The following is a 23,403-nucleotide window of genomic DNA, read 5'->3' on the forward strand; positions in this document are numbered from 1 at the left end:
TCAGGCGCCCGCTACGGCGGGCGCCGCCCCGCGCCGCCGGAACCAGCCGCGGAACCGCAGACGCAGCACCTCGCGTTCGTCGCGCAGCATCACGCCCTGCAGCGTCACCGTGCCGAGGTGCGGCTTCGCGGTGGATGGCCGCTGATCGAGTACTTCGAGCCGCACCACCAGCCGATCGCCGGCGCGCACCGCGGCAAGCCACCGCAGCTCCTCCAGCCCTGGCGAGGCGTCCGCGGCGGCCCTGGCGAGCACGTGGTCGACGTACGCCCGCATGAACAGGCTGACCGTGTAGAACCCACTGGCGATCAGGCCGCCGTACTCGCTCTCCGCGGCCAGCGCGGCGTCGACGTGGTACCACTGTGGGTCGTACCGCTCGGCGAACGCCACCATCTCGGTGCCATCGACGGTGATGGCGCCCAGGTCGAACCACCGGCCGGGCACGAGGTCTTCGAAGAAGAGCTCCGCTTTCGCCCCGGTGCCCGACCGCACGGCCGGGCTCAGGAGGTGGTGGACCGCTGCGCGGCGTCCAGTTCGGCCGCCAGCTCCATGTCGAGCTCGTCGATGCCGTCCTGCGCCTCCGCGGAGCGCGGCTGCGGTGGCACGACGGTGGGGGTCTCTTCCAGCTCGGCGACCGCCTCGACCAGCTCGCCAACCGGGTCGAAGTGGTGCGGGTGCTCGGCACCGGCGGGCACCGGACGGAAGACGAACGTGCGGTACGACCAGAAGCGGAAGACCATGCCGAGCACCAGCCCGAAGGTCTTGACGAGGTTGATGGCGAGCAGGCCGGTGATGGCCAGGCCGTACTTCGCGATCGCCAGGATGCCCAGCTCGATCAGCAGGCCGGTGGCGTTGAAGACGAAGAACAGCAGGTACTCGCGGCGCATCGCCGACTTGGACCGGTCGCGATAGGTCCAGTGCCGGTTCATGAAGTACGACGATGTGGTGGCAACCACAGTCGCGATCACAGTCGCCTTGAGCTGACCGTCTTTGAGGACGGTGAGCACCAGAACGTTGAACAATCCGTAGTTGAGGATCGTGTTGATGCCGCCTACGGCACCGAACTTGAACGCCTCGCGGATGAACTTTTGCCAACGCTCGGGTAGCAGGCGGACAAGACGCATTGGGCCACCTTACGGCAGTTCGGCGGCCGCGTCCTGGCGACCGGCAACGGTTTGGCTAACGTCACTCCGAGCTACTCGCTCTCCGTGACGACCGCTGGCACGCGCTGTGTATCTGGCTGGACAGCTGGGTTCAGGAATACCCAACGGCGGTACGACCAGAAACGGAACGTGGTGCCCATCGCAGCGCCAATAAAGTTTGCGGAAATGTTATCGACGACCGGGGTTTGAAATACCGGCCACACACTCCCCAGGCCGTAGTGCGAAATCGCGAGCGTTATCAAGCTGAAGCCCAGGCCGATCGCGTTGAGTACGAAGTAGAGGACGTACTCGCGGGCGAGGTTGGAGCGGGCGCGGTGCCGCCACGTCCAGAACCGGTTGCCGACAAAGGCAACCGAGGCGGCGATCGCCGTGGAGAAGACCTTGGCGGTCAATGACTCCATATCGAGGACGGCCAACGCGATATTGAACAGGATCAGATCGACGATGAACGCTATGATCCCGACGATCCCGAACTTGCCCAACTCGTGCACCAGGTGGCCAAACCGCTCCCACAGGCGACGCAGGAAGCCGGGTCGTGGCGTGGGTGTGGAGGGCTCGCCTGTGACGGTCGCGGACACGGAGTCGAGAGTACCGGCTGCGGTCACCCGGCACCTGCCGCCTCCCGTTCGTATATCTGACGCAGCCGCTCCCTGGCCCGGAACGCCAGCGCCGCGACCCCGCCGGGCGTGAGGCCGAGCAGGGGCGCGACCTGCGCGTGCGGCTCGCCCTCGATGGCGGTGTGCCACAGCACGGTGCGCCATCGCTCGGGCAGCTTGGCGAACGCCCGGGCGGCGTGCAGCCGTTCGAGCCGGGCGATCGTCGTGTCGTGGAAGGGCACCACCTGTTCGTACCGCGACAGGTCATCGGTGAACTCGATGCGGCGGTCGCGGCGCACCCGGTCGTACCGGACGTGCCGCAGGGTGGTGTGCAGGTACGCCCGGAACGCGACGTGCGGGCCGCGACCGGCGCGCAGCACCGCGAGCACCTTGGCGAACGTCTCGGCGACGAGGTCGTCGGCGTCGGCCGGGCAGTGGACGAGCGTGTATGCGAGCCGCCGAGCGGCTCCGGCGTGCCGTGCGTAGAGCGCGCCGTACGCGGTTAGGTCGCCGCCGCGTACGGCGGCGAGCAGATGGGCGTCACTCAACTCCTGGGTCGTCAACTCCGCCTCCTGGGGGACTAATCGGGCGGTTCACCAGATAGCTGTCACCCTAGGGCAATACGGGCGAGTAGCGAAGGGGTGATTTTCACCAGGGCCGGAACGTGATCCGTCTGAAAATCTTGCGCGAAGTTGCGCATGGGAGCGTGGAAAAGGCCGTCAGAGTGCAGGTCGGCCGCAGCTTGTGCACATTTTCACAACCGCTCACGCTGCCCCGAACGGCGGCTCGGTTTACGCTGACTGGAAATCCTGTGACCTCGTACGGCGTGGCGGTTTTTCCGGTACGTCCGTACTACGCATTTCCAATTTCGGTCAACGACGACCACCAAGGAGAACAGGTCATGACGGCTCCTCCGGCTACCGTCCCCGGGCTCGACAGCGCCCCTACCCGCCACCCGAAGCTTCTCGCATGGGTAGGTGAGGTCGCCGACCTGACCACCCCCGATCGGATCGTCTGGTGCGACGGCTCCGAAGCAGAGTGGCGGCGGCTCACCGACGAACTGGTCGACGCCGGCACCCTCGTCCGGCTCAACGCGGAGCGCAAGCCCAACTCGTTCTGGGCCCGCACCGACCCGTCCGACGTGGCGCGGGTGGAGGAGCGCACGTTCATCTGCTCGGTCGACGAGGCCGACGCCGGTCCCACCAACAACTGGATGGCACCGGCCGAGATGAAGCGCACGATGACCGGCCTGTACCGGGGCAGCATGCGGGGCCGGACGATGTACGTGATCCCGTTCTGCATGGGCTCGCTGGAGGCGGCCGAGCCGATGTTCGGCGTGGAGCTGACCGACAGCCCCTACGTCGTAGCGTCGATGCGGATCATGACGCGAATGGGAAGCGATGTGCTCGAAGCCATGGGCGACGATGCCTGGTTCGTGCACGCGCTGCACTCGGTCGGCGCGCCTCTCGATAACGACGAGGCCGACACGGCCTGGCCCTGCAACCAGACCAAGTACATCTCGCACTTCCCGGAGACCCGCGAAATCTGGTCGTACGGGTCCGGGTACGGCGGCAACTCGCTGCTCGGCAAGAAGTGCTACTCCCTGCGTATCGCCAGCGTCATGGCCCGCGACGAGGGCTGGCTGGCCGAGCACATGCTGATCCTCAAGCTGACCTCGCCCGAAGGGCGCGTGCACTACGTGGCGGGCGCATTCCCGTCGGCGTGCGGCAAGACCAACCTCGCGATGCTCCAACCCACGATCCCCGGCTGGAAGGTCGAGACGATCGGCGACGACATCGCGTGGATGCGCTTCGGTGACGACGGCCGCCTGTACGCCACGAACCCCGAATACGGGCTGTTCGGCGTGGCGCCGGGCACCGACTGGAAGACCAACCCCAACGCCATGCGCACGCTGGACCGGGGCAACTCCGTCTTCACCAACGTCGCCCTCACCGACGACGGCGACATCTGGTGGGAGGGCATGGGCGAGCCGCCCGCGCACCTCACCGACTGGAAGGCCAACGACTGGACACCCGACTCGGACGAGCTGTCCAGCCACCCCAACTCGCGTTTCTGCACGCCGATCACGCAGTGCCCGATCCTCGCCGACGAGTACTACGACCCGCGCGGCGTGCCGATCGACGCGATCCTCTTCGGCGGTCGCCGCAAGACCACGATCCCGCTGGTCACGGAGGCCCGTGACTGGGTGCACGGCGTGTACATGGGCGCGACGCTCTCGTCCGAGACGACCGCTGCGGCGGTGGGCCAGGTCGGCGTCGTGCGGCGCGATCCGATGGCGATGCTGCCCTTCATCGGGTACCACGGCGGCGACTACTTCCGGCACTGGATCGAGATGGGCAAGGGCGCGGGTGCCGGTGCCGGCGACGCCAGCAAGCTTCCCAAGATCTTCTATGTGAACTGGTTCCGCCGCGGCGACGACGGCCGCTTCCTGTGGCCAGGCTTCGGCGAGAACTCGCGGGTCCTCAAGTGGATCGTCGAGCGGCTGGAAGGCAGCGGCGCGGCCGTCGAGACGCCGATCGGCTTCGTGCCGACCGCCGACGCGCTCGACGTCTCCGGCCTCGACCTCACCCGTGACGACCTCGAAGAGGTGCTGCGGGTCGACGCCGAGGAGTGGAAGGCCGAGATCCCACAGGTCACCGAGTGGTTCGAGAAGTTCGGCGACAAGCTCCCTGGCGTCCTGTGGGCGGAACTAGACGCGCTGAAGGCTCGCCTGGACGCCGCGTAGCTCAGTGACAAGGCAGTGAATGGTCCGAGTCGCATACGACGTCGTGCGAAGGCGCCGCGCAGCGACTCGGACCATTCGTCCTTCAAGTCGCTCCTACAACTTGAAGGACGCGTTGATCACGGGGAAGCTGAGCGGCATGAGGCCGCCTGCCGTTCGCGCGCTCACGGCGCTGCTGTATCTCGCGGCGGTCGCGACCGCGGCGGTGGAGGCCCTCAACTGGTGGCACGCCGACGAGCAGGGTTTCACGCTCGGCGTGCGCACCGGATGGGCTCTGCTGCGGTCGCTCGGCTTCCTGATCCTGGTGTGGCACGTGCGCCGCGGGCGCGCCGGCGCCAAGCCGTTCGGGCTGATCCTCGCGGTCACCACGGTCTTCGCGGTCGGCCGCCTGCTGGTGCCGCGCAACGGCATGCCACCGCTGCCCGGCGTCCTCGCGTTCGCGGCGCTCGCCCTGCTGTGCGCCACGATCGTCGTGCTGCTCTACCGCTGGCCGTCGATCCAGGAGTACCTGGTTCGCCACCCGAACCGGCTGGTAGCAGACCGCAAGGGCATCAAGTGGCAGGAGGCGGCGCCGCGCCGCCCGCAGGCCACCGGCTGGCTGCTCACCGCCCGGGTCGCTTCCTTCACGTACGCGCCGCTGATGCTGGTGCCGTGCCTGGTGTCGATCGGCGTGGCCTTCGACGACAGGGTGTACGCGCTGCCGGTGATCGTGGTGTGGTTTCTGGTCGCGATCGGTGTGAGCTACGCAGTGCTGTTCGCCTCGATCTTCCTGCTGCGGGGGCAGGGGTGGGCACGGTGGATGATGGCGGGTATCACGCTGGGCGTGCTCGTCTTCGACCTGCCGCTGTGCTGGTGGCTGCTCGGCGTCGACGGACTGATCCGCGACGGCGGCCCGCTCGTGGTCGCCGCCGGGCTCGCCCTGTACGGCATGGGTCGGGCGCGATGACGGTGTACGACGTCGCGGTCGTCGGTGCCGGGCCGGCGGGGTCGTGTGCGGCGATCGCCGCCCGGCGCGCCGGTGCACGGGTGCTGCTACTGGACCGTGCCGAGTTCCCGCGCGACAAGGCGTGTGGCGACGGGATCGCGGCCCATGCGCTCGACGTGTTGGCGGAGCTTGGCGTGCCCGATCCGGTGAACGGGTACGCGCCGGTGCCGGTGCTGCGGATGGTGGGTCCGGGAGGCGGTGCGGTCGCCCGGGCGCTGCCTCGCCCGGCGTACACGGTGCCCCGCAAGGTCTTCGACGCACGCCTGCTCGCGACGGCGGTGGCCATCGGTGCCGAGGTGCACACTCACGGCGTACGCCATCTTGAGGTGCGCGATGACCTGGTGGCCATCGACGGAGAATTCGTGGCGCGGGCGGTGGTTGGCGCCGACGGCGCCGGGTCCGTCGTGCGGCGGACACTGGGCTTCGCGCCCAACCCGCCCGGCCATCTCGCGCTCGCGATCCGCGGCTACGCGCCGGCTCGACCGGAGGTCGAGCAGCTCATCGTGACATCGGCGGCGGGATGGCCGGCCTACGCGTGGTCGTTTCCGGTGGGCGACGGGTCGGCCAACATCGGGTACGGCGAACTGCTGCGCGGTCGTCCGGTGAGCCGCGCGCACCTGCTCGACCGGCTGGCGAGGCTGCTGCCCGACGTGGATCCGGCGGCGGTGACGGGGCTGCGCGCGCACCACCTGCCGCTGTCGACGCGCCGTCCGCCGCCGGGCCGGGGCCGGATCGTGCTGGCCGGTGACGCGCTTTCGCTGATCAATCCGTTCACCGGCGAGGGGATCTTCTACGCGGTGCTGTCCGGAGCGCTCGCCGGCACCGCGTCGACCTCCGGGCCCGAGGCGGCCATCCGGTACGCGGACGCGCTGGGCCGGCGGCTGGGAAAGCACCTGCGGCACAGCCGCGTGGCGGCATCGCTGGCGAGCCGCCGGTGGGTGGTCGACCGGGCCATCCGCGCGGCCGACCGGGATCAACGGGTGTTCGCGTCCCTGGTGGATCTGGGTCTGGGAGACGGGCTGCTCGATCGCCGTACTCTTGGTCGGATTGCGGCCGGCAGGTAGTTGTTTGTCGCTGTAAGCCCTACTCTGCATAGGTGAATCTGCGAAGCCTGATCTACTCGGTGTACGAGCGGCGGCTGACCAAGAAGCTCACTGGCAAGCCGGTGCCGCAGCACGTGGGCGTCATGTGTGACGGGAATCGCCGGTGGGCGCGGGAAATGGGGTACGTCGACCCCAACGACGGTCACCGCGTCGGCGCCGAAAAGATCAAGCACATGCTCGGTTGGTGCGACCAGGCGGGTGTTGGCATCGTCACGCTGTACCTGCTGGCGACCGACAACCTGCGGCGGCCAGCGAGTGAGCTCGACCCGCTGTTGCGGATCATCGAAGATCTCGTGACGGAGCTGGCCGAAGACGGCAACCCGTGGCAGCTGCGCGTGGTCGGCGCGCTCGACGTGCTGCCGACCGAGACGGCGACCACGCTGAAGGCAGCCCAGGAGCGCACGCTCGGGCGCACCGGTGGCGTCGAGATCAACCTGGCAGTTGGGTACGGAGGCCGGCGGGAGATCGCCGACGCGGTGCGGTCGCTGCTGCACGAGCACGCCAAGGCGGGCGGCACGATCGAAGAGCTGGTCGAGGTGCTCGACGTCGACCACATCGCGGAGCACCTGTACACGCGCGGCCAGCCGGACCCCGACCTGATCATCCGGACCAGTGGCGAGCAGCGCCTGTCCGGGTTCCTGCTGTGGCAGTCGGCACAGTCCGAGTTCTACTTCTGCGACATGAACTGGCCGGACTTCCGGCACATCGACTTCCTGCGGGCGCTGCGGTCGTACGGCAACCGCCAGCGCCGCTACGGCGCCTAGGCCACGCACAGGGCCGCGAGCCGCTCAAGCGGAGCGAGGGCCAACATTTCAGCGCAGGCTTTGCAGGGCCGACGCCAGGAATTTGCCTAGCGCCTGCGGCGAGTCGATGGTCAGGTCGGCGGCGCCGGCCACCTCCTGGCCGGTCTCCGGGTTGGCGACGGCCACGCACACTCCGAAGAAGTCGGGGTCTTCGGCCTCCCGGGCGCGCAACGCGTTGAACGCCTTGATGTCCGAGACGTCGTCGCCGAAGTACCAGGCGATGCGGGCGTCACCGACCGCATCCCGGGTCACCATGCCCTTGTCGCGGTCGACCGGCGGCTTCAGCTCGATGACCATGCGGCCACCCTGCACCTTGAGGCCCAGCCGGCTGGCTTCTGCCATACCCCACGCCTCGACCTCGGACGCCAGGTGCGGGCCCGTGCGGTAGTGCAGGGCGACGGAGAGCCGCTTGTACTCCACCAGCGCGCCCTCGGGAAGCTCGGCCCTGGCCCGCTCGGCCAGCTCTGCCATGGCAGGCACCCAGGGCAGAGCGTCCGGCTCTGTGACCGTCTCACCCATGCCGCGACTGTGCTCCAGGCCGTAGAGCCCGTGGAAGTCCACGTTGTCCAGCGTCGGGAACCGGTCGCGCAGGAAGTCGACCGGACGGGCCGACACCAGCGATACCTGCCGCACGTGCTCGGCCAAACCGGCGACGGCGGCCGTCACCTCGGGCACCGGCTGCGCGGCATTCGGGTCGTCTTCGACCGGCGCGAGCACCCCGTCGAAGTCGAAGAACAGGACGCATTCCGCGGCTCGCGTAGCGGTGTGATGCCACGCCTGATCCGCGGTGAAGGGACGGGACGGGCGGGCTCCGCCCAGGTCGTTCGGCCGCACGGGCGCCAGCGTACCCGCTTGTCACCGGCGCGTCCGTTGAGCTGAGTAAGGAGTCAGGCCGCTCGGCGCGCCGTGACCTACGTACTACCCAAGCTGGCTTTGGACGGTTAGCTTCTATTCCATGGCGCGGGGTCATCCCAAGCCATCCGGCCGGCCCGGACCTGCGATTTTGCCACGGGGCCCGCATCCGACCCCGTGTCCACCGGGTGCCGGAAGCGGCGCGACGCGGGTGTCCGGGTGCACGCCCGCCAGGAGCTGGCCTGTGACGACTCGCCGTACCAATCCCCGAGCCGATCAGGAATCCACCGCGATCAAGACCTATGTGCTTGACACCTCCGTGCTTCTGTCCGACCCGGCTGGTTTCTACCGGTTCGCAGAGCACGAAGTGGTGCTACCGCTGGTGGTCATCTCTGAGTTGGAGGGGAAGCGCCACCACCCTGAGCTCGGCTGGTTCGCCCGACAGTGCCTGCGCATGCTCGACGAGCTGCGCATCAAGCACGGCCGCCTGGACGCGCCGCTGCCGGTCAACGACGTCGGGGGCACGCTGCGCGTAGAGCTCAACCACGCCGACTTCGACGTGTTGCCGCAGGGCTTTCGCAACGACTCGAACGACGCGCGCATCCTGTCGGTCGCGCTCGGCCTCGCGGCCGAAGGGCGCGACGTCACGCTCGTGAGCAAGGACATGCCGCTGCGGGTCAAGGCGGCGTCCGTCGGCTTGGACGCCGACGAATACCGCCACGGGCAGGCCAGTGACCCGACCTGGACCGGTATGTCCGATCTGGAGCTAGGCGAAGAAGAGATCAATCAGCTGTACGCGGGCGAGGCACTGAGCCTCGACGACGCCGCGGGTCTGCCCTGCCACACCGGCTTGGTGCTGCACTCGCCGCGCGGCTCGGCCCTCGGCAGAGTCCTGCCCGACAAGACCGTCCGGCTGGTCCGCGGCGACCGCGACGCGTTCGGCCTTCGCGGCCGCTCCGCCGAGCAGCGGGTCGCGCTCGACCTGCTGCTCGACGAGTCGATCGGCATCGTCTCGCTCGGTGGCCGGGCGGGCACCGGCAAGTCGGCGCTCGCGCTCTGCGCCGGCCTCGAAGCGACGATGGAACGCCGCAAGCACAAGAGGGTCATCGTCTTCCGGCCGCTATACGCCGTGGGTGGCCAGGAACTCGGCTACCTGCCCGGCTCGGAGGCGGAGAAGATGTCGCCGTGGGCACAGGCGGTCTTCGACACCCTGGGCGCTGTCGTGCACGAGAACGTCATGGAAGAGGTCATGTCGCGCGGCATGCTCGAAGTGCTGCCGCTGACCCACATCCGCGGCCGGAGCCTGCACGACGCGTTCGTCATCGTCGACGAGGCGCAGTCGCTCGAACGAGGCGTGCTGCTCACCGTGCTCTCGCGGATCGGGCAGGGCTCGCGGGTGGTGCTCACCCACGACGTGGCCCAGCGCGACAACCTGCGGGTTGGCCGCCACGACGGTGTGACCGCGGTGATCGAGGCCCTGAAGGGCCATCCGATCTTCGCCCATGTCACACTGACGCGGTCCGAGCGGTCACCGATCGCTGAGGTGGTCACCGATCTCCTCGAAGACATCCCGCGTTAGGTCCGATTTCGCCCCGATAAATGGCGTGGCGCAAGTCACAATAGCGGCCTGCGGTTTCCCTTCGGCCTCACGGTGCGCAATGGTGTCCTGCGGGCGCTCGCGCATCACCGGCACCATTCGTCGGGGGTGCGAGGCGCCCACGGCATGGACCGCTGGTCTCCAGCCACGGTTGGCACCCCCAGCCACGGTCCGCGCCGGGACCTTGCCCCCGACGAAGGGACCGCTTCGTGAGTCGGCTGTGGAGCCGGTTCGGTATCCGGGCACTCGCTGTCGTTCTGCTCCTCGTGGGCGTGGTTGGCGGGTACTACCTGGGTCAGGATCGGGAAGTCCAGCAGCAAGGCATCAGCGCGCAGCTCGCCGCCAACGCCGATCAGCAGGAGAAGGAGCTGATCAAGGAGCGGCACCGGCAAAACATGATCGCCACCGCTCAGCAGCGGGAGGCGGAGCGGGTCGCCCGCGAGAAGGCTCTGGCCGCCGCCAAGGCGGAGGCCGAGCGGGCGCAGAAGGCCGAAGACGCCGCGAGCCGCAAGAAGCGCGAGGAAGCCAAGAACAACGCCGCGCCGAAGCCCTACACGGGCCCGATTCCCGCGTCGTGCAACGAGTTCAGCGGCAACCGTAAGACCGGGTGTGCGTTGATGATCGCGGCCGGCTTCAAGATCGACCAGTTCCCGTGCCTGAACAAGCTGTGGGACAAGGAGAGCGGCTGGAACCACAAGGCCCGCAACCCTTCGTCCGGCGCCTACGGCATCGCGCAGGCGCTGCCGCCGGGCAAGATGAGTTCGGTCGCGGACGACTGGCAGACCAACCCGGCCACACAGATCAAGTGGGGCCTCGGGTACATCAAGGGCCGGTACAAGAACCCCTGTGGCGCCTGGGCGCATTCGCAGGACGTGGGCTGGTACTGAGTCACTGACCGTCGGGAAAGGGCGCGCACCGGTTCGGTGCGTGCCCTTCCTGGCGTTTGCTTCCGGGTGGCCGACGAGTATCCGTCCATAATGGGCAAACCTGGCGGAATCGGGAGGAGCGCATATGAGGTCGTGGCGGTGGATCGGCGTGTTGGCGGTAGCGGCGGCGGTGGGGTCACTCGTGGCTGGCCCTGTGATGGCTGGCCCTGTGATGGCTGGCCCTGTGATGGCTGGCCCTGTGATGGCTGGCCCTGTGATGGCTGGCCCTGTGATGGCTGGCCCTGTGATGGCTGGCCCTGTGATGGCTGGCCCGGCATACGCGCAGCGGGGCGACCGCGAGGAGATCGTCGGCGGCACCACCGCACCGGCTGACGCGTACCCCTGGATGGTCCGCCTCTCGATGGGCTGCGCGGGTGCGTTGACCGCGCCGCGCGTCGTGCTCACCGCCGCGCACTGCGTCAAGGGCACCGGGTACGACAGCAGCATCACGGTCACGGCGGGCAGCACCGACCTGCACGCGCGGGACGCCATCCGGGTCAAGTCGCGGTACGTCATGCGGGCCCCCGGCTTCCGGGACGCCACCGAGGGCGACGACTGGGCGCTCGTACAACTGGCCGAGGATCTCGACCTGCCGCTGCTCCGGATCGCCACCGACCGCACCTACGACCGCGGCACCTTCACCGTGATGGGCTGGGGCGCCACCCGCGAGGGAGGGGTCAGGCAGCAGTGGCACCTGCGCGAGGTTGACGTGCCCTTCGTGTCCGACAAGACCTGTGGGCGTCCCTACCGGGACCTCGGGTACGGCTTCGTGGCCAAGAAGATGCTCTGCGCCGGTGACCCCAGGCGGGGCGGCATCGACGCGTGCCAGGGCGACTCTGGCGGGCCGCTAGTGCGCCGCGACGGCTCCGGCAGGTGGATCCAGGTCGGCATCGTCAGCTGGGGGTATGGCTGCGCGCGCAAGGGATACGCGGGCGTGTACACGCAGGTGTCCACGGTCGCCCGGACAATCGCGCGTAAATCGGTTGACCTGTCGGAGGCGCGCCTCGCTACGGTGGCGGGTACGCCGCTGACCTGATAGCAACTTGAGCGTGGCCTACGACCGGACCGACGCCAACCGCTTTGGCACCGAGGCGTTCTACGCCTCCATCGGACGGGCGTTCGTCGCGATGTGCGCCGCGATTCCGGTGCTCTTCGCGATCGAGGCCATCGACGGGTGGCTCGACAACCCGTTCGACACGGCAGCCGGCATCGTGCCGCGCCGCATCGAGGGGCTCGACGGCGTGTTCTTCGCGCCGTTGTTGCACCACGGCTTCGAGCACCTGTACAGCAACAGCGTGCCGCTGATCCTGCTTGGCACGTTCGTGCTGGCCGCGGGGGTGCGCCGGTTCCTGTACTCGACGCTGTTGATCATTTTTGTGAGCGGCCTGGGGGTCTGGTTCACCGGCAGCCCCAACACGATCGTGGTCGGCGCCAGCGGGGTCATCTTCGGATACTTCGGCCTGCTGCTCATGCGCGGGATCGTCGAGCGCAGCTGGTGGAACTTCGGTGTGGTGCTGCTGGTGGGCCTGCTGTACGGCTGGCAGCTGATCGGCCTCCTGCCCACCGACCCGCGGGTCTCCTGGCAAGGTCACCTGTTCGGCTTTCTGGGCGGAATGATCGCCGCCGTCATCTTTCGGGCACGACGCCCGGTCTCAGGGGTCCCCTATTGACCGCGATGTGCTTGCCGGCTGGTCATGACTGTGCCTACCGTCTGCTCAGCAGCCGTGGATACCGCGAGCGAAAGCGACGGTGACAAATGCGGGAGATCGATGTCGCGATAATCGGTGCCGGCCCGACCGGCCTGTTCGCGGCCTACTACGCAGGCTTCCGCGGGCTCTCCGTGGCGGTGCTCGACGCGCTGCCCGAGCCGGGCGGTCAGGTCACCGCCATGTACCCGGAGAAGGCCATCTTCGACGTCGCCGGGTTTCCGACGATCAAGGGCCGCGACCTGGTCGCCAACCTCGTCGCCCAGGCCGACCAGTTCACGCCGGAGTACATACTGGGCGTACGCGCCGAAGAGCTCTCCTATCTGGACGATCGACCGGTGCTCGCGCTGTCGCAGGGTGACAAGCTGCACTGCGGCGCGGTGATCATCACCGCGGGACTGGGCAGCTTCAGCCCGCGACCGTTGCCGGCTGCTGACGCGTTCGACGGCGAGGGCGTGATGTTCTTCGTGCCCCGCCTCGCCGAACTCGCCGGGCAAGACGTGCTGATCGTGGGTGGCGGCGACTCGGCGTTCGACTGGGCGCTCGCGCTGGAGCCGCTCGCCCGCTCGGTGACGCTCGTGCACCGCCGCGAGAAGTTCCGCGCCCACGCTTCCACCGTCGCCCGGGTCCAGCAGCTCCCCGTACGCATCGTGGTGAACGCCGAAGTCACCAAGCTGCACGGCGCCGAGCGGGTCACCGGTGCGGACATCAGCATCAAGGGCGGCGGCACCGAGACCGTGCCGGTCGACACCGTCGTGGCCGCGCTCGGCTTCACCGCCGACCTCGGCCCGCTCGTCGAGTGGGGGCTGGAGCTCGACAAGCGACACATTCGCGTCGACTCCACAATGGCCACCAACCGGCCGCGGATCTTCGCCGCCGGCGACATCACCGAGTACCCGGGCAAGGTGCGCCTCATCGCGACCGGATTCGGCGAGGCCGCCACCGCCGTCAACAACGCCGCCATCGTCATCGACCCGGCCGCACATCTCTTCCCCGGGCATTCCTCCGACGCTGGCTGAGAATTTGCCGTCCCCCCATAGGGTCGATGCGTCCTGGACTTCGATGCCACAGGGGAGGACTAAGCATGTTCCATCGAAAACTGGCCGCACTGGCGCTGGCAGGTGCGATGGTCGGCGCCTTGGTCGGCGCCGCTCCGGCACAGGCGGGCGGCCGCCACCGGCCCGCGCCGCTGCCCAACGCCCACGCACACAACGACTACCTGCACGAGCGCCCGCTGTACGACGCGCTCAGCCACGGCTTCACCAGCGTCGAGGCCGACATCTTCCTCGTCGACGGGGAGCTGCTGGTCGCACACAGCCCAGAAGAGCTGGTGCCCGGCCGGACGCTCCAGAAGCTCTACCTCGACCCGCTGGCCCGCATCGTGAAAGCCAACAAGGGCAAGGTCTTCCGGGGCAGCAAGCAGCAGCTTCAGCTCCTGGTCGACATCAAGTACGACGGGGTGAACGCGTACACCGAGCTCGACCGGGTGCTGCGCAAGTACCGCAAGATGCTGACCACGTACGCGCACGGCGAGGTCAAGCAGGACGCGATCACCGTCGTGATCAGCGGTGACCGGCCGCGCGATTTGATGGCGTCGCAGGAGGTCCGGTACGCGTTCTACGACGGGCGCGGCCCGGACCTGGGTACGGGCGTACCGGCGTCGTTCATGCCGCTGCTCAGCGAGAACTGGACCGGCGTCTTCACGTGGCAGGGCGTCGGCGAGATGCCGGCCGGCGAGCGGCAGTTCCTGCACCAGGCCGTCGCCATCGCGCACGCCAGCGGGCAGCGGGTGCGCTTCTGGGCCACTCCGGACGCGCCCGGCCCCGCCCGCGAAGCGGTATGGCACGAGCTGCTTGCGGCAGGCGTAGACCACATCAACACCGACGACCTGGCCGGCCTGGAGAAGTTCCTCCGCTCTCAGCCGCGCTAGCGCCCCTCGTGCCAGGGCGCCCTTCGTCGGACGCCCGCGGCCTCCGGCGCCCTCTCCCCGTCGATCAAGGGCATTCGCATCGATCAAGGGCAAATGCACGTGGAAATGAGGTCAAACCACGTGCATTTGCCCTTGATCGACGGAGAAGGGGCTCAGTCGAGGTCGACCAGAGGGGTGCCGTCGAAGTCGACCATGGAGTAGCGGGCCAGCTTTTCCAGGCGGTGGTAGGAGTCGATGACGCGGATCGTGCCGCTCTTCGAGCGCATGACGATCGACTGGGTGTATGCGCCGCCGGACCGGTAGCGCACACCGCGAAGCAGGTCACCCGTCGTGATGCCCGTGGCGACGAAGAAGGCGTTGTCACCGGTTACCAGGTCGTCTGTCGACAGTACGCGATCAAGATCGTGGCCGGCGGCGAGCGCCTTTTCGCGCTCGGCCTCGTCGCGCGGCCATAGCTTGGTCTGGATCGCGCCGCCCATGCACTTGAGCGCGCACGCCGCGGTGATGCCCTCGGGTGTGCCGCCGATGCCCATCAGAACGTCTACATCGGACTGCTCGCTCGCGGCGGAGATGGCGCCGGCGATGTCGCCGTCGGAGATGAAGCGGATGCGCGCGCCGGACTTGCGGACCTCCTGCACGAGCTGCTGGTGCCTGGGGCGGTCGAGGATGCACACGGTGACGTCGGAGACGGTGGAGTTCTTCACCTTGGCGATGCGGCGCAGATTTTCCGCCACGCCCGCGTTGATATCGATGACGTCGGCGCAGTCGGGGCCGACGGCGAGCTTTTCCATGTAGAAGACCGCGCTCGGGTCGAACATCGCGCCGCGCTCGGCGACCGCGAGCACCGCGAGCGCGTTCGGCATGCCCTTGCTCATCAGCGTCGTGCCGTCGATCGGGTCGACCGCCACGTCGACGTCTGGGCCCGTGCCGTCGCCCACCTCTTCGCCGTTGAAGAGCATCGGCGCGTTGTCTTTTTCACCCTCGCCGATGACGACGACGCCGCGCATCTGGATCGAGTTGATGAGTTTGCGCATGGCGTCTACCGCAGCGCCGTCGCCGCCTTCCTTGTCGCCGCGGCCGACCCACCGTCCTGCGGCCATGGCGGCTGCCTCGGTGACCCGTACCAGGTCCAGGGCCAGGTTGCGGTCGAGATCCTGCGGGGTGCGGGCGGTGCTCATGCCGGGTCCTCCTCGCGGCGCTGCGGGCAGTCCTTACACAGATACTGTCATGAGCTGCCCCAAGGGCCGATATCGGAGCAGATGATCGGGCTGTGGCGGACCCAGACTTCGACCGGCGCTGCCGGACGACCCCCGGGCCTCGCCTGGCTCCGGCCCCACTCCGATACAGGCCCTAGCCGGGGCTGCCAAGATGGTCACATGGAGGCTGAGACCGAGGTGCCGCGCCCGACGCGAAGCGAGCGGCGACCCCGCGACATGGCACTGTCGCTCGTGGTGCTGCTGGTGCCGGTTCTAGTCGTGGTGCTCATCTATCGGGTGGTGCAGGGCGGTGACCAGCCTGTCGAGGTCGACACCGCGTCGGTGATCGCCCAGGCGCGAGCCGCGGGCGAGTTCCCGGTGAGCGACATGGCCGGGCTCGACGACGAATGGCTGCCGATCAGCGCGGCGTTTCAGCAGGGCGACGGCGGCCGGACGCTGCGGATCGGGTACGTGACGCCGGACGACGGTGGCGTGCAGCTCATCCAGAGCAGCGTGCCGGTCGAGCGACTGCTGCCCGCCGAGCTGTCCGAGGGCGGCGCGCCGGAGGGGTCGGCCGAGGTCGACGGGGAGACCTGGCAGCGGTACAGCGCGCGGAAGGGCGAATCGGCGCTGGTGCTGCTTCAACCGGACCGGACGGTGATCGTGGTCGGCCACGCCGACGAAGACGAGCTGCGGGAGCTGGCGGCGGCGGTGTGACCCGCTAACCCGCGTCGCGGGCGGCCCGCGCGGCGTCCAGACGCTCGCGGGCGCCGTCGAGCCACCGCTGGCACACGTCGGCGAGCTGCTCGCCGCGCTCCCAGAGCGCGAGCGACTCTTCCAGCGTCCCGCCGCCGGCCTCCAGCCGCTCGACCACGGACGCCAGCTCGGCGCGGGCCTGCTCGTAGCTCAACTGCGCCTCACCCATGACCAACCACCCTAGCGGCCAGCTCCCCCTCGGACAGGCGCACCCGCAGCGGGTCGTCCTCCGCGACATCGCCCGCCGCTCGCACCACGTGGCCGTCGGCGCGTTGCACGATCGCGTACCCCCGCTGGAGCGTCGCCGCCGGGGAGAGCGCACGGAGCCGGGCGAGCGTGTGCCGCAGTTCCTCGCCCGCGCCCCTGAGTCGGTGGTCGAGGCAGCGGGTGGCCCGGTCGCGCAGCGCGGTCACGTCGGTGGCGCGCTGGTCGACCATCACGTCCGGCCGGGCGAGCACGGGGCGGGACCGGATGGCGTCGAGGCGGTGCTGCTCGCGGTCGAGCAGGCCGGTGACCGCGCGGTCGAGGCGGTGCCGCGCGAGCTTGATGAGGCGCAGCTCCTCGGCCAGATCAGGCACGATCCGCTTGGCGGCGTCGGTGGGGGTGGACGCGCGGACGTCGGCGACGTAGTCGACCAGTGGCGTGTCGGTCTCGTGCCCGATGGCGCTCACGACCGGGGTGCGGCAGTGGAAAACCGCACGGCACAGCGCCTCGTCCGAGAACGGCAGCAGGTCTTCGACGCTGCCGCCGCCCCGGGCCAGGATGATCACGTCGATCGTGTCGTCGCCGTCGAGCACCTTGAGCGCGTCGATCATCTGCGGCACCGCCGTCGGCCCCTGCACCGCCACGTTGATCACCCGGAACTCCACTGCCGGCCAGCGCCGCTTGGCGTTGGTGAGCACGTCGCGCTCGGCGGCGGAGGACCGACCGGTGATCAGCCCGATGCGGCTCGGCAGGAAGGGCGGGCGGCGCTTGCGCTCGCGGGCGAAGAGCCCCTCGGCGGCCAGCAGCTTCTTGAGCTTTTCCAGGCGCGCCAGCAGCTCGCCGAGCCCCACCTGGCGGACCTCGTCGGCGCGCAGGCTGAGGGTGCCCCGGGCGGCGTAGAACTCCGGCTTGGCGTGCATGACCACCCGGGCTCCCTCTTCGAGAGAGGGGGCGCCCAAGTCGAGGACGTCACGGTTCGTGGTGACGGTCAGGCTCAGGTCGGCGGACGGGTCACGGAGCGTGAGGAAGACGGTGCTCGCGCCGGGGCGCCGGCTGATCTGGGCGACCTGGCCATCGACCCACACCCAGCCGAGCTTCGCGATCCACGCGCTCAGCTTCTGGCTGACCACCCGTACGGGCCACGGCTCCTCGGGCGTACTGCGAGGTATCTCCGGCTGCGTCACTCTGTGAGCCTAAGTGTGGCCCTAGTCGCAGCATCATCTGGCGCTCGCCTTCGCTCGCGCCGGCCCGGTCCACGTGGGCCACGTACCATAGCGGGGTGACCGAGACCCGCAAGCGTGTGCTGCTGGCCAAGCCGCGCGGCTACTGCGCCGGCGTCGATCGTGCGGTTCAGACCGTCGAGGAGGCGCTCAAGCTCTACGGGGCGCCGATCTACGTTCGTAAGCAGATCGTGCACAACAAGCACGTGGTCTCGACGCTGGAGGCGCGCGGCGCGATCTTCGTGGAGGAAAACGAAGAGGTGCCGGAGGGGTCCACCGTGATCTTCTCGGCGCACGGCGTGGCGCCCGAGGTGTACGAGCAGGCGAAGGAGCGGTCGCTGAAGGCGATCGACGCCACCTGCCCGCTGGTCACGAAGGTGCACCATGAGGCCCGCCGGTTCGCGGCGGAGGACTACGACATTCTGCTCATCGGTCACGAAGGGCACGAAGAGGTCATCGGTACGGCCGGCGAGGCGCCCGCCCACATCCAGCTCGTCGACGGTCCCGACGGGGTCGACAAGGTGACCGTCCGTGACCCGAGCAAGGTCGTCTGGCTCTCGCAGACCACGCTCTCCGTCGACGAGACCATGGAGACTGTCGCCCGGCTCAAGACCCGGCTGCCGTTGCTCCAGTCGCCGCCCAGCGACGACATCTGCTACGCCACGCAGAACCGCCAGCACGTCGTCAAGGAGATCGCCCCGGAGTGCGACGTGGTGCTCGTGGTCGGCTCCCGCAACTCGTCCAACTCGGTACGCCTCGTCGAGGTGGCCCTCGACGGCGGCGCCCGCGGCGGATACCTGATCGACTACGCCTCCGAGATCCAGGACGAGTGGCTGGCGGGCGCCACGACGGTCGGGGTGACCTCGGGCGCGAGCGTCCCCGACGACCTGGTGACGCAGGTGCTCGACCACCTGGCCGAGCGCGGCTTCGCCGACGTCACCGAGGTCACCACGGCCGAGGAGCGGCTGACGTTCTCGCTCCCGCAGGAGCTCAAGCGCGACATGAAGGCAGCCGCCGCCCGCAACGCCTAGCGCATTCGGGTTACCGCGCGGAAGCGTTCCTGGGTGCGGCGCCGGCTTTCGTTCGTGGCGCCGAAGAGCATCAGCAGCAGCCCGACCGGGATCAGCATCAGCCACGACAGCCCCACCAGCGTCAGCGCGTGCAGCGCGGTGATCACCGTGACCACCGTGCCGACCACCAGCGGCGCCTGCTGCCGGGTGAACGCCCCGAAGATCAACGTAGCCACCGCGCCGAGCAGCAGCCCCACCTCGCGGATCGCGGTCGCCTCGGTGGTCAGCGCGATCACCAGCGTCGGCACGAACGCGGCCACCAGCGCCGGCCCGTACGCCGTCCAGCTGCTCAGATCGGGCCGCTGACGCAGCTCGATCACGCCGATGAGCAGCGCCAACGCCGCGAACGGCAGGGTGTATACCTCGGGCACGCCCACATTGGACAGGCCCATCAGCAGCCACCAGGCGATCAGCTCACACAGCACCGCTGACCAGAAGAGGATGCGCCGCTCGAACGTCCGGCGGCCGGGCCGGGTGGACGCGATACCCAACACCGCGCCCCAGGCGGCCAGCAGTGCCGCCACGTGCCGCGGCGAGTCGAACGCCAGCGCCAGCGCGATCAGCGCGGCGGCGTACCCGCTCCACTCCACGGTGGCGGCCTCGCGGTAGGACTCCGGCCGGCGCAGGCGCGGCAGCACCGCGGCGACCACGAGTAGGGCGGCGCCAACGGCCAGTACGCCGAACGCGGACCACTCGGGCTCCAGCCCGGCGATCAGCGCGCTGGTGAGCACGAAGCCTTCCGCCGACACGGCCGCGAACAGCCAGCCCAGGATGCGGGCCTTCTGGGTCTGCCCGACGATCGCCGCTGTGGCGCCCACCGCGACCGCCCCGCCGAGGGTGACGAGGGTGAGCGGCTTTTCGGCCAGGCTGCCGGCGAGCCCGGCGCCACCCGCGGCCAGCCCGATCGCGAACACCACGAGCCGCGTCACGCGCAGCGGACGGGCACGCTCGGACGGTGGTGGCGGCGGAGTGACCGCGAGCCCGAGCATCGACAGCGTGAAGACGGCCAGGGCGGCCATCGTGGCGGCCGGCCACTCGGCGCCCAGCGACAGCGGCGCGATCAGCAGCGTGATCGCCGCGCCGGGCAGCACGACCGGGATCGCGCGCGAGATCCGCCGCCCGCCGAACCCGATGGCCGCCAGCGCCGCGGCGATCGTCAGTAGCAGCGCGGCCAGCACGTCGGTCGGGTCGGCGCCCGGCCGCACCTGGGTGAGCACGGCCGGCGGCCCCTCCCAGATGTGGTACACGGTCTGGTGCGGGTCGATCAGCGAGTCGACCAGGATCGGGGCGATGCCGGCGAGAGCCAGCGCGGTCGGCACCGCCGCGACCAGCACCGCGCCCATCGCGGGGCTGACCGCCCAGCGGCCGCGGAAACCCTCGAAGCCCTCGATGCGCCGCCACACCCCGCCGAGCCGCACCGACCAGCGCTGGGTCGGCTCGACCACGGTGTCGGGGGCCGGGGTGGCACTGCGCAGCAGTTCGGCCACCACACCGAGGAGGGCGGCGGCGGCCGCGTACACGCCGGTGGACAGGCCGGTGGGCAGCGACGCGATCGCCGTGATCGTGGCACCGCCGGCTATGCCAACGGTGGCGTAGGGCAGGTATCGCGGTACCTGCCGGCGCGCCAGCGCGACCAGCCCCAGCCCGATCGTGGAGCCCGCCACGGCGGCGGCCAGCACGAGCGAGGCGGGGCGGCCGGCCTCGGCGGCGCCCGCCGCGAGCATGCCGGGCAGCGCAAGCAGCGCTCCACCCGCCGCGAGCCCGCCGATCTGCCCCAGGTGCGGCGGCATGTCTTCGTCGGCCTGCAACCGGGCCAGCACCGCGACCAGCAGCCCAACGAGGGTCACCACGCCCAGGGCGGCCGCGGTGGTCCAGGGGCGCACGAGGCTCGCGCCCACGGCGTGCAGCGCCACCGCGGCAGCCACCGCCGTGCGGGCCAGCCCGGCGCGCGGGTCCTTCGCCATCACGGCCGCCACGCCGTACGCCGTCGCCACCGCGCCGCCGACCAGCATGGGCGACCACCAGGGCAGGCCAAGCGCCACCGGGGCACCGACGGTCGCCAGGCCGACGCAGACGCCGGCCACGTCGTACGCCCACGGCCTGGGTAGCACGACCGCCGCCGCCGCGGCGAGCAGGGCCAGCGCGACCGGCGCCTGCCAGCCCACCCCGCCGGGCGTAGCGGGCCAAGCGTTCAGGTCGGCCTCCCACAGCGCGCCCGGCGTGGCCAGCACCCGCAGGCCGCCGCTGAGTGCGGTGTATCCGGCGATCACCGCGATCACCGCACCGCTGGCCGCAACGCCGAGCACCGGCCCGCGCCGCCAATCTGACGGCATCGCGCGGACACCGACCGCGACCAGCAGGACGATCAGGGCGCTCACCGCGAGGACGGCGTCGGGGAAGAGGATCGCGGAGATCCGTGCGAACGTACCGATCACGCCAGCGGTGGCCGCCGCCGCGGCGAAGTCCGCGCCGTCCAGGACCCGGTCGGCCCGCCGGCCCGCGTCGATCGAGGGCGCCATGACCAGCAGCACCGCGCCGACGAGCAGCAGCGCTCCGACCCACGCGTCGGAGACCGTGGCGCCCGGCGCGCCGAACGCCGCCGCCGTCACCGCGAGCGCGCCGAGGCCGGTGCCGAGCGTGAGCGGCAGGCTGATGTGACGCCGCGCGACCTGGGACAGCGCCGCGTACCCGAGCGTCGCGCACACCGCCACGAAGGCCGCCGCCAGCACGGCGGTCGCCGTCATGCCGGCCATCGCCGCCACGCCCGCCGCGACCGCGCCGGGGAGCGCGAACGCCGCGCCGCCGGCCGCCCACTCGCCGACCTCGTGCGCGTCTGGGCCGGCCCGCACGAGTTGCGCCGGCACCGGCTCGTCGCGCAGGACGTCGGTCTGCTCGGAGAGCCACGGCGCGGCAATCGCGATCATTGCCCCCGCGAGCGCCAGCACAGCGAGCACCCCGGCGGTCAGCGCGGGCCGGGCGAGCGCCGCGCCGGCACCCACGAGACCGACCACGGCCGCCCCGGCGATGTGAGCTCGCGCGGCGCCGGTGGTGCGCGCGTACAGGCCGGTCGCGCCGATGCCGATCGCCGCTAGAACGGGCAGCCACGGCGCGGCGGCCCAGGGCAGCCCCAACGATGCCGGCGCGGCCACCGCGGTCAGCGCCGCGCCAGCCACCGCGGACGCCCGCCGCCCTTCGGGCGGCAGCGACAGCACAGCGGCGATGGTCAGGAGCAGCGCGCTCACCGCCAGCTGCCAGCCCATGTCACCCACCGCGTCGGCGAGCTTGTCCGGGTACGCCGACAGATCCGCCTTCCACACCGGCAGCGCGGCCTGCACCGGGGCGAGTGCGGCGCGGATCGCCGAGCCGGCGACCACCAGGCCCATGACGATGAGCGCGCCCGCCGAGGCGAGCTGCGGCCCGCGCCGCGCGTCTTCCGGCAGTGCCCGCACGCCGAACCCGGTCAACACGATGACGATGGCCATCAGCAGGAGCGCCCGTCCCGGTACCGCGACCGAGACGACGCGTCCAGCCGCGCCGATGACGGCGAGCGTGACGATGCCGGCCGCGAGGTCCGGCAGTTGGAACCGGTCGACGCTGCGCGCACCGGCCAGCCCGAGCACGGCTGCCAGCACCAGGGCAAGCCCGGCGCTCACCGCACCCGGCACGGTGCCGGTGTCGACCGTGGCGATGGTCGCGTACGCCAGCGCGATGGCTACCGCCACGCCGTGCAGACCCCACGTCACCTGTCGCAGCCAGATCGCTGGCACCGGTGCGGCTGTGCGGGCGGGCTGTCCGGCGGGGGAGACCACCGCGTCGGCCTCTTCCGGCGCGCTCTCCGGCCGGTCCGGCTCGCTCGTCTCGCCGTTCTGCGAGGTCTGTCCGTTTGTGGGTGGGCCGGCCGGCTTCGCCGGTGCTGCGGGTGCCGCCGTGCTCAGCAGCGGCGCAGTGCCCAGGCCGCGCTGGTCGAACTGCCGCGCGAGCGCCAGGTCGAGCCCGGCGACGGCGGTGAAGGCCAGCGCCCAGCCGGTCGGCCCCGAGATCCACTCGTACGCCAGCAGCGGCACGATCGGTTGGAGGGCGAGCACGGTCGCGTACCGCGGCACGCTGAACCCGGTCACGCCCGCGTACCAGCCGGCGGCGAGCGCGGTGATGGCGAAGATGACCCCTGCGGCGACGGCGTCCGGCACCGTCTCCGAGTGGAGCGCGTCGACCGTCCACAGCGCATACCCGTCGAGCGGGATCAGCATGAGCCCGACGGCGGCGATCGTCTCGGCGGTCGAGGTGAGGCCCCGGCGGGCGACGGCGGGCGGCGCGACCAGCATCAGCGCGGTGGCCCCGAGCAGGATTCCGACGCGGCTGACATCGTCGAACGAGCTGAGCGCCACCAGCGCGAACACGACCGCGGCGACGGCGAGCAGCAGCGCGCCCAGCCCGAGGAAGATGTTTTGCACCTCGCGGGTCGACGCCTCCGGTTGGGCGGCCGGCTCGGCGACGGGCCCAGCGGCGGCACCGGGCGGTGGTGGCGGCGGTGGCGGCGCGGCCGTCGGCGGCTGCCG

The 23,403-nt window shown here is 70.3% G+C and carries 21 protein-coding genes; 12 read left to right on the top strand and 9 right to left on the bottom strand.

The window, feature by feature from the left end; genetic code table 11:
* The 4 genes from V6V89_RS16075 to V6V89_RS16090 all read right to left on the bottom strand — a co-directional run bounded on the left by V6V89_RS16075 (window position 1) and on the right by V6V89_RS16090 (window position 2,319).
* On the bottom strand, window positions 1-489 hold the full coding sequence (locus V6V89_RS16075; protein ID WP_334619915.1) for a MaoC/PaaZ C-terminal domain-containing protein: 489 nt from the start codon (window positions 487-489) through the stop codon (window positions 1-3).
* An 8-nt stretch (window positions 490-497) separates the two neighbouring features.
* Window positions 498-1,121: a GtrA family protein gene (locus V6V89_RS16080; protein WP_334619916.1), complete on the bottom strand. Its 624-nt coding sequence runs from the start codon at window positions 1,119-1,121 to the stop codon at window positions 498-500.
* 71 nt (window positions 1,122-1,192) lie between these two features.
* Window positions 1,193-1,738, bottom strand: a complete 546-nt coding sequence (locus V6V89_RS16085; protein WP_334619917.1) for a GtrA family protein — start codon at window positions 1,736-1,738, stop codon at window positions 1,193-1,195.
* Between the two features lie 23 nt (window positions 1,739-1,761).
* Window positions 1,762-2,319 carry an RNA polymerase sigma factor gene (locus tag V6V89_RS16090; RefSeq protein WP_334619918.1) on the bottom strand — a complete coding sequence of 186 codons (558 nt, stop codon included), beginning with the start codon at window positions 2,317-2,319 and terminating at the stop codon, window positions 1,762-1,764.
* A gap of 338 nt (window positions 2,320-2,657) precedes the next feature.
* Here V6V89_RS16090 and V6V89_RS16095 point away from each other — a divergent pair, with 338 nt between their 5' ends.
* The 4 genes from V6V89_RS16095 (at window position 2,658) to V6V89_RS16110 (ending at window position 7,351) form a co-directional block, all read left to right on the top strand.
* Window positions 2,658-4,502, top strand: coding sequence for a phosphoenolpyruvate carboxykinase (GTP) (locus tag V6V89_RS16095; RefSeq protein WP_334619919.1), 1,845 nt, complete (start codon window positions 2,658-2,660; stop codon window positions 4,500-4,502).
* A 136-nt stretch (window positions 4,503-4,638) separates the two neighbouring features.
* On the top strand, window positions 4,639-5,445 hold the full coding sequence (locus V6V89_RS16100) for a hypothetical protein (RefSeq protein ID WP_334619920.1): 807 nt from the start codon (window positions 4,639-4,641) through the stop codon (window positions 5,443-5,445).
* Window positions 5,442-6,548 carry a geranylgeranyl reductase family protein gene (locus V6V89_RS16105; protein ID WP_334619921.1) on the top strand — a complete coding sequence of 369 codons (1,107 nt, stop codon included), beginning with the start codon at window positions 5,442-5,444 and terminating at the stop codon, window positions 6,546-6,548. The genes V6V89_RS16100 and V6V89_RS16105 overlap by 4 nt, the downstream gene beginning before the upstream one ends.
* A 32-nt stretch (window positions 6,549-6,580) precedes the next feature.
* A complete protein-coding gene (locus tag V6V89_RS16110) occupies window positions 6,581-7,351 on the top strand; it encodes an isoprenyl transferase (RefSeq protein WP_334619922.1) in 771 nt (256 codons plus the stop codon).
* 48 nt (window positions 7,352-7,399) lie between these two features.
* Here V6V89_RS16110 and otsB read toward each other — a convergent pair whose 3' ends face one another.
* Window positions 7,400-8,224 carry a trehalose-phosphatase gene (otsB, locus tag V6V89_RS16115; RefSeq protein ID WP_334619923.1) on the bottom strand — a complete coding sequence of 275 codons (825 nt, stop codon included), beginning with the start codon at window positions 8,222-8,224 and terminating at the stop codon, window positions 7,400-7,402.
* A gap of 262 nt (window positions 8,225-8,486) precedes the next feature.
* On the opposite strand from otsB, the gene V6V89_RS16120 reads away from it, so the two are divergent.
* The 6 genes from V6V89_RS16120 to V6V89_RS16145 all read left to right on the top strand — a co-directional run bounded on the left by V6V89_RS16120 (window position 8,487) and on the right by V6V89_RS16145 (window position 14,401).
* Window positions 8,487-9,821 carry a PhoH family protein gene (locus V6V89_RS16120; protein WP_334619924.1) on the top strand — a complete coding sequence of 445 codons (1,335 nt, stop codon included), beginning with the start codon at window positions 8,487-8,489 and terminating at the stop codon, window positions 9,819-9,821.
* A gap of 227 nt (window positions 9,822-10,048) precedes the next feature.
* Window positions 10,049-10,726, top strand: a complete 678-nt coding sequence (locus V6V89_RS16125) for a lytic transglycosylase domain-containing protein (protein WP_334619925.1) — start codon at window positions 10,049-10,051, stop codon at window positions 10,724-10,726.
* Window positions 10,727-11,012: 286 nt separating this feature from the next.
* Window positions 11,013-11,801, top strand: coding sequence for a serine protease (locus V6V89_RS16130; RefSeq protein WP_334619926.1), 789 nt, complete (start codon window positions 11,013-11,015; stop codon window positions 11,799-11,801).
* A gap of 13 nt (window positions 11,802-11,814) precedes the next feature.
* Window positions 11,815-12,435: a rhomboid family intramembrane serine protease gene (locus V6V89_RS16135; protein WP_442935152.1), complete on the top strand. Its 621-nt coding sequence runs from the start codon at window positions 11,815-11,817 to the stop codon at window positions 12,433-12,435.
* Between the two features lie 86 nt (window positions 12,436-12,521).
* Window positions 12,522-13,490, top strand: a complete 969-nt coding sequence (locus V6V89_RS16140; protein WP_334619928.1) for an NAD(P)/FAD-dependent oxidoreductase — start codon at window positions 12,522-12,524, stop codon at window positions 13,488-13,490.
* A gap of 65 nt (window positions 13,491-13,555) precedes the next feature.
* Entirely contained in the window at window positions 13,556-14,401 is an 846-nt protein-coding gene (locus V6V89_RS16145; protein WP_334619929.1) for a phosphatidylinositol-specific phospholipase C/glycerophosphodiester phosphodiesterase family protein, read from the top strand.
* A 152-nt stretch (window positions 14,402-14,553) separates the two neighbouring features.
* On the opposite strand, the gene glpX is transcribed toward V6V89_RS16145, so the two are convergent.
* Complete coding sequence (gene glpX / locus V6V89_RS16150; RefSeq protein ID WP_334619930.1) at window positions 14,554-15,579, bottom strand: class II fructose-bisphosphatase; 1,026 nt, start codon at window positions 15,577-15,579, stop codon at window positions 14,554-14,556.
* 198 nt (window positions 15,580-15,777) lie between these two features.
* Between glpX and V6V89_RS16155 the strand changes: the two genes are divergently transcribed.
* Window positions 15,778-16,314 carry a DUF4245 domain-containing protein gene (locus tag V6V89_RS16155; RefSeq protein WP_334619931.1) on the top strand — a complete coding sequence of 179 codons (537 nt, stop codon included), beginning with the start codon at window positions 15,778-15,780 and terminating at the stop codon, window positions 16,312-16,314.
* A 4-nt stretch (window positions 16,315-16,318) separates the two neighbouring features.
* On the opposite strand, the gene V6V89_RS16160 is transcribed toward V6V89_RS16155, so the two are convergent.
* Both V6V89_RS16160 and xseA read right to left on the bottom strand, forming a co-directional pair.
* Complete coding sequence (locus tag V6V89_RS16160) at window positions 16,319-16,522, bottom strand: exodeoxyribonuclease VII small subunit (protein WP_334619932.1); 204 nt, start codon at window positions 16,520-16,522, stop codon at window positions 16,319-16,321.
* Window positions 16,515-17,741, bottom strand: coding sequence for an exodeoxyribonuclease VII large subunit (gene xseA, locus V6V89_RS16165; protein ID WP_334619933.1), 1,227 nt, complete (start codon window positions 17,739-17,741; stop codon window positions 16,515-16,517). Before xseA ends, V6V89_RS16160 begins: the two co-directional genes overlap by 8 nt.
* Window positions 17,742-17,836: 95 nt before the next feature.
* Between xseA and V6V89_RS16170 the strand changes: the two genes are divergently transcribed.
* Complete coding sequence (locus V6V89_RS16170; RefSeq protein WP_334619934.1) at window positions 17,837-18,808, top strand: 4-hydroxy-3-methylbut-2-enyl diphosphate reductase; 972 nt, start codon at window positions 17,837-17,839, stop codon at window positions 18,806-18,808.
* Here the strand turns inward: V6V89_RS16170 and V6V89_RS16175 are convergent.
* Window positions 18,805-23,403 (bottom strand): SCO7613 C-terminal domain-containing membrane protein (locus tag V6V89_RS16175; protein WP_334619935.1); only part of this gene is annotated, 4,599 nt, incomplete at its 5' end. The genes V6V89_RS16170 and V6V89_RS16175 overlap by 4 nt on opposite strands.

It is taken from the genome of Micromonospora sp. CPCC 206061 (genome assembly GCF_036906915.1).
Classification (GTDB): Bacteria; Actinomycetota; Actinomycetes; order Mycobacteriales; family Micromonosporaceae; genus Phytohabitans.

What these genes read in the sequence shown, in the direction of transcription:
- V6V89_RS16080 (WP_334619916.1), bottom strand. Translation starts at nt 1,121, where the DNA reads ATGCGTCTTGTCCGCCTGCTACCCGAGCGTTGGCAAAAGTTCATCCGC.
- V6V89_RS16095 (WP_334619919.1), top strand. Translation starts at nt 2,658, where the DNA reads ATGACGGCTCCTCCGGCTACCGTCCCCGGGCTCGACAGCGCCCCTACC.
- V6V89_RS16100 (WP_334619920.1), top strand. Translation starts at nt 4,639, where the DNA reads ATGAGGCCGCCTGCCGTTCGCGCGCTCACGGCGCTGCTGTATCTCGCG.
- V6V89_RS16105 (WP_334619921.1), top strand. Translation starts at nt 5,442, where the DNA reads ATGACGGTGTACGACGTCGCGGTCGTCGGTGCCGGGCCGGCGGGGTCG.
- V6V89_RS16130 (WP_334619926.1), top strand. Translation starts at nt 11,013, where the DNA reads ATGGCTGGCCCTGTGATGGCTGGCCCGGCATACGCGCAGCGGGGCGAC.
- V6V89_RS16140 (WP_334619928.1), top strand. Translation starts at nt 12,522, where the DNA reads ATGCGGGAGATCGATGTCGCGATAATCGGTGCCGGCCCGACCGGCCTG.
- V6V89_RS16145 (WP_334619929.1), top strand. Translation starts at nt 13,556, where the DNA reads ATGTTCCATCGAAAACTGGCCGCACTGGCGCTGGCAGGTGCGATGGTC.
- glpX (WP_334619930.1), bottom strand. Translation starts at nt 15,579, where the DNA reads ATGAGCACCGCCCGCACCCCGCAGGATCTCGACCGCAACCTGGCCCTG.
- V6V89_RS16155 (WP_334619931.1), top strand. Translation starts at nt 15,778, where the DNA reads ATGGAGGCTGAGACCGAGGTGCCGCGCCCGACGCGAAGCGAGCGGCGA.
- V6V89_RS16160 (WP_334619932.1), bottom strand. Translation starts at nt 16,522, where the DNA reads ATGGGTGAGGCGCAGTTGAGCTACGAGCAGGCCCGCGCCGAGCTGGCG.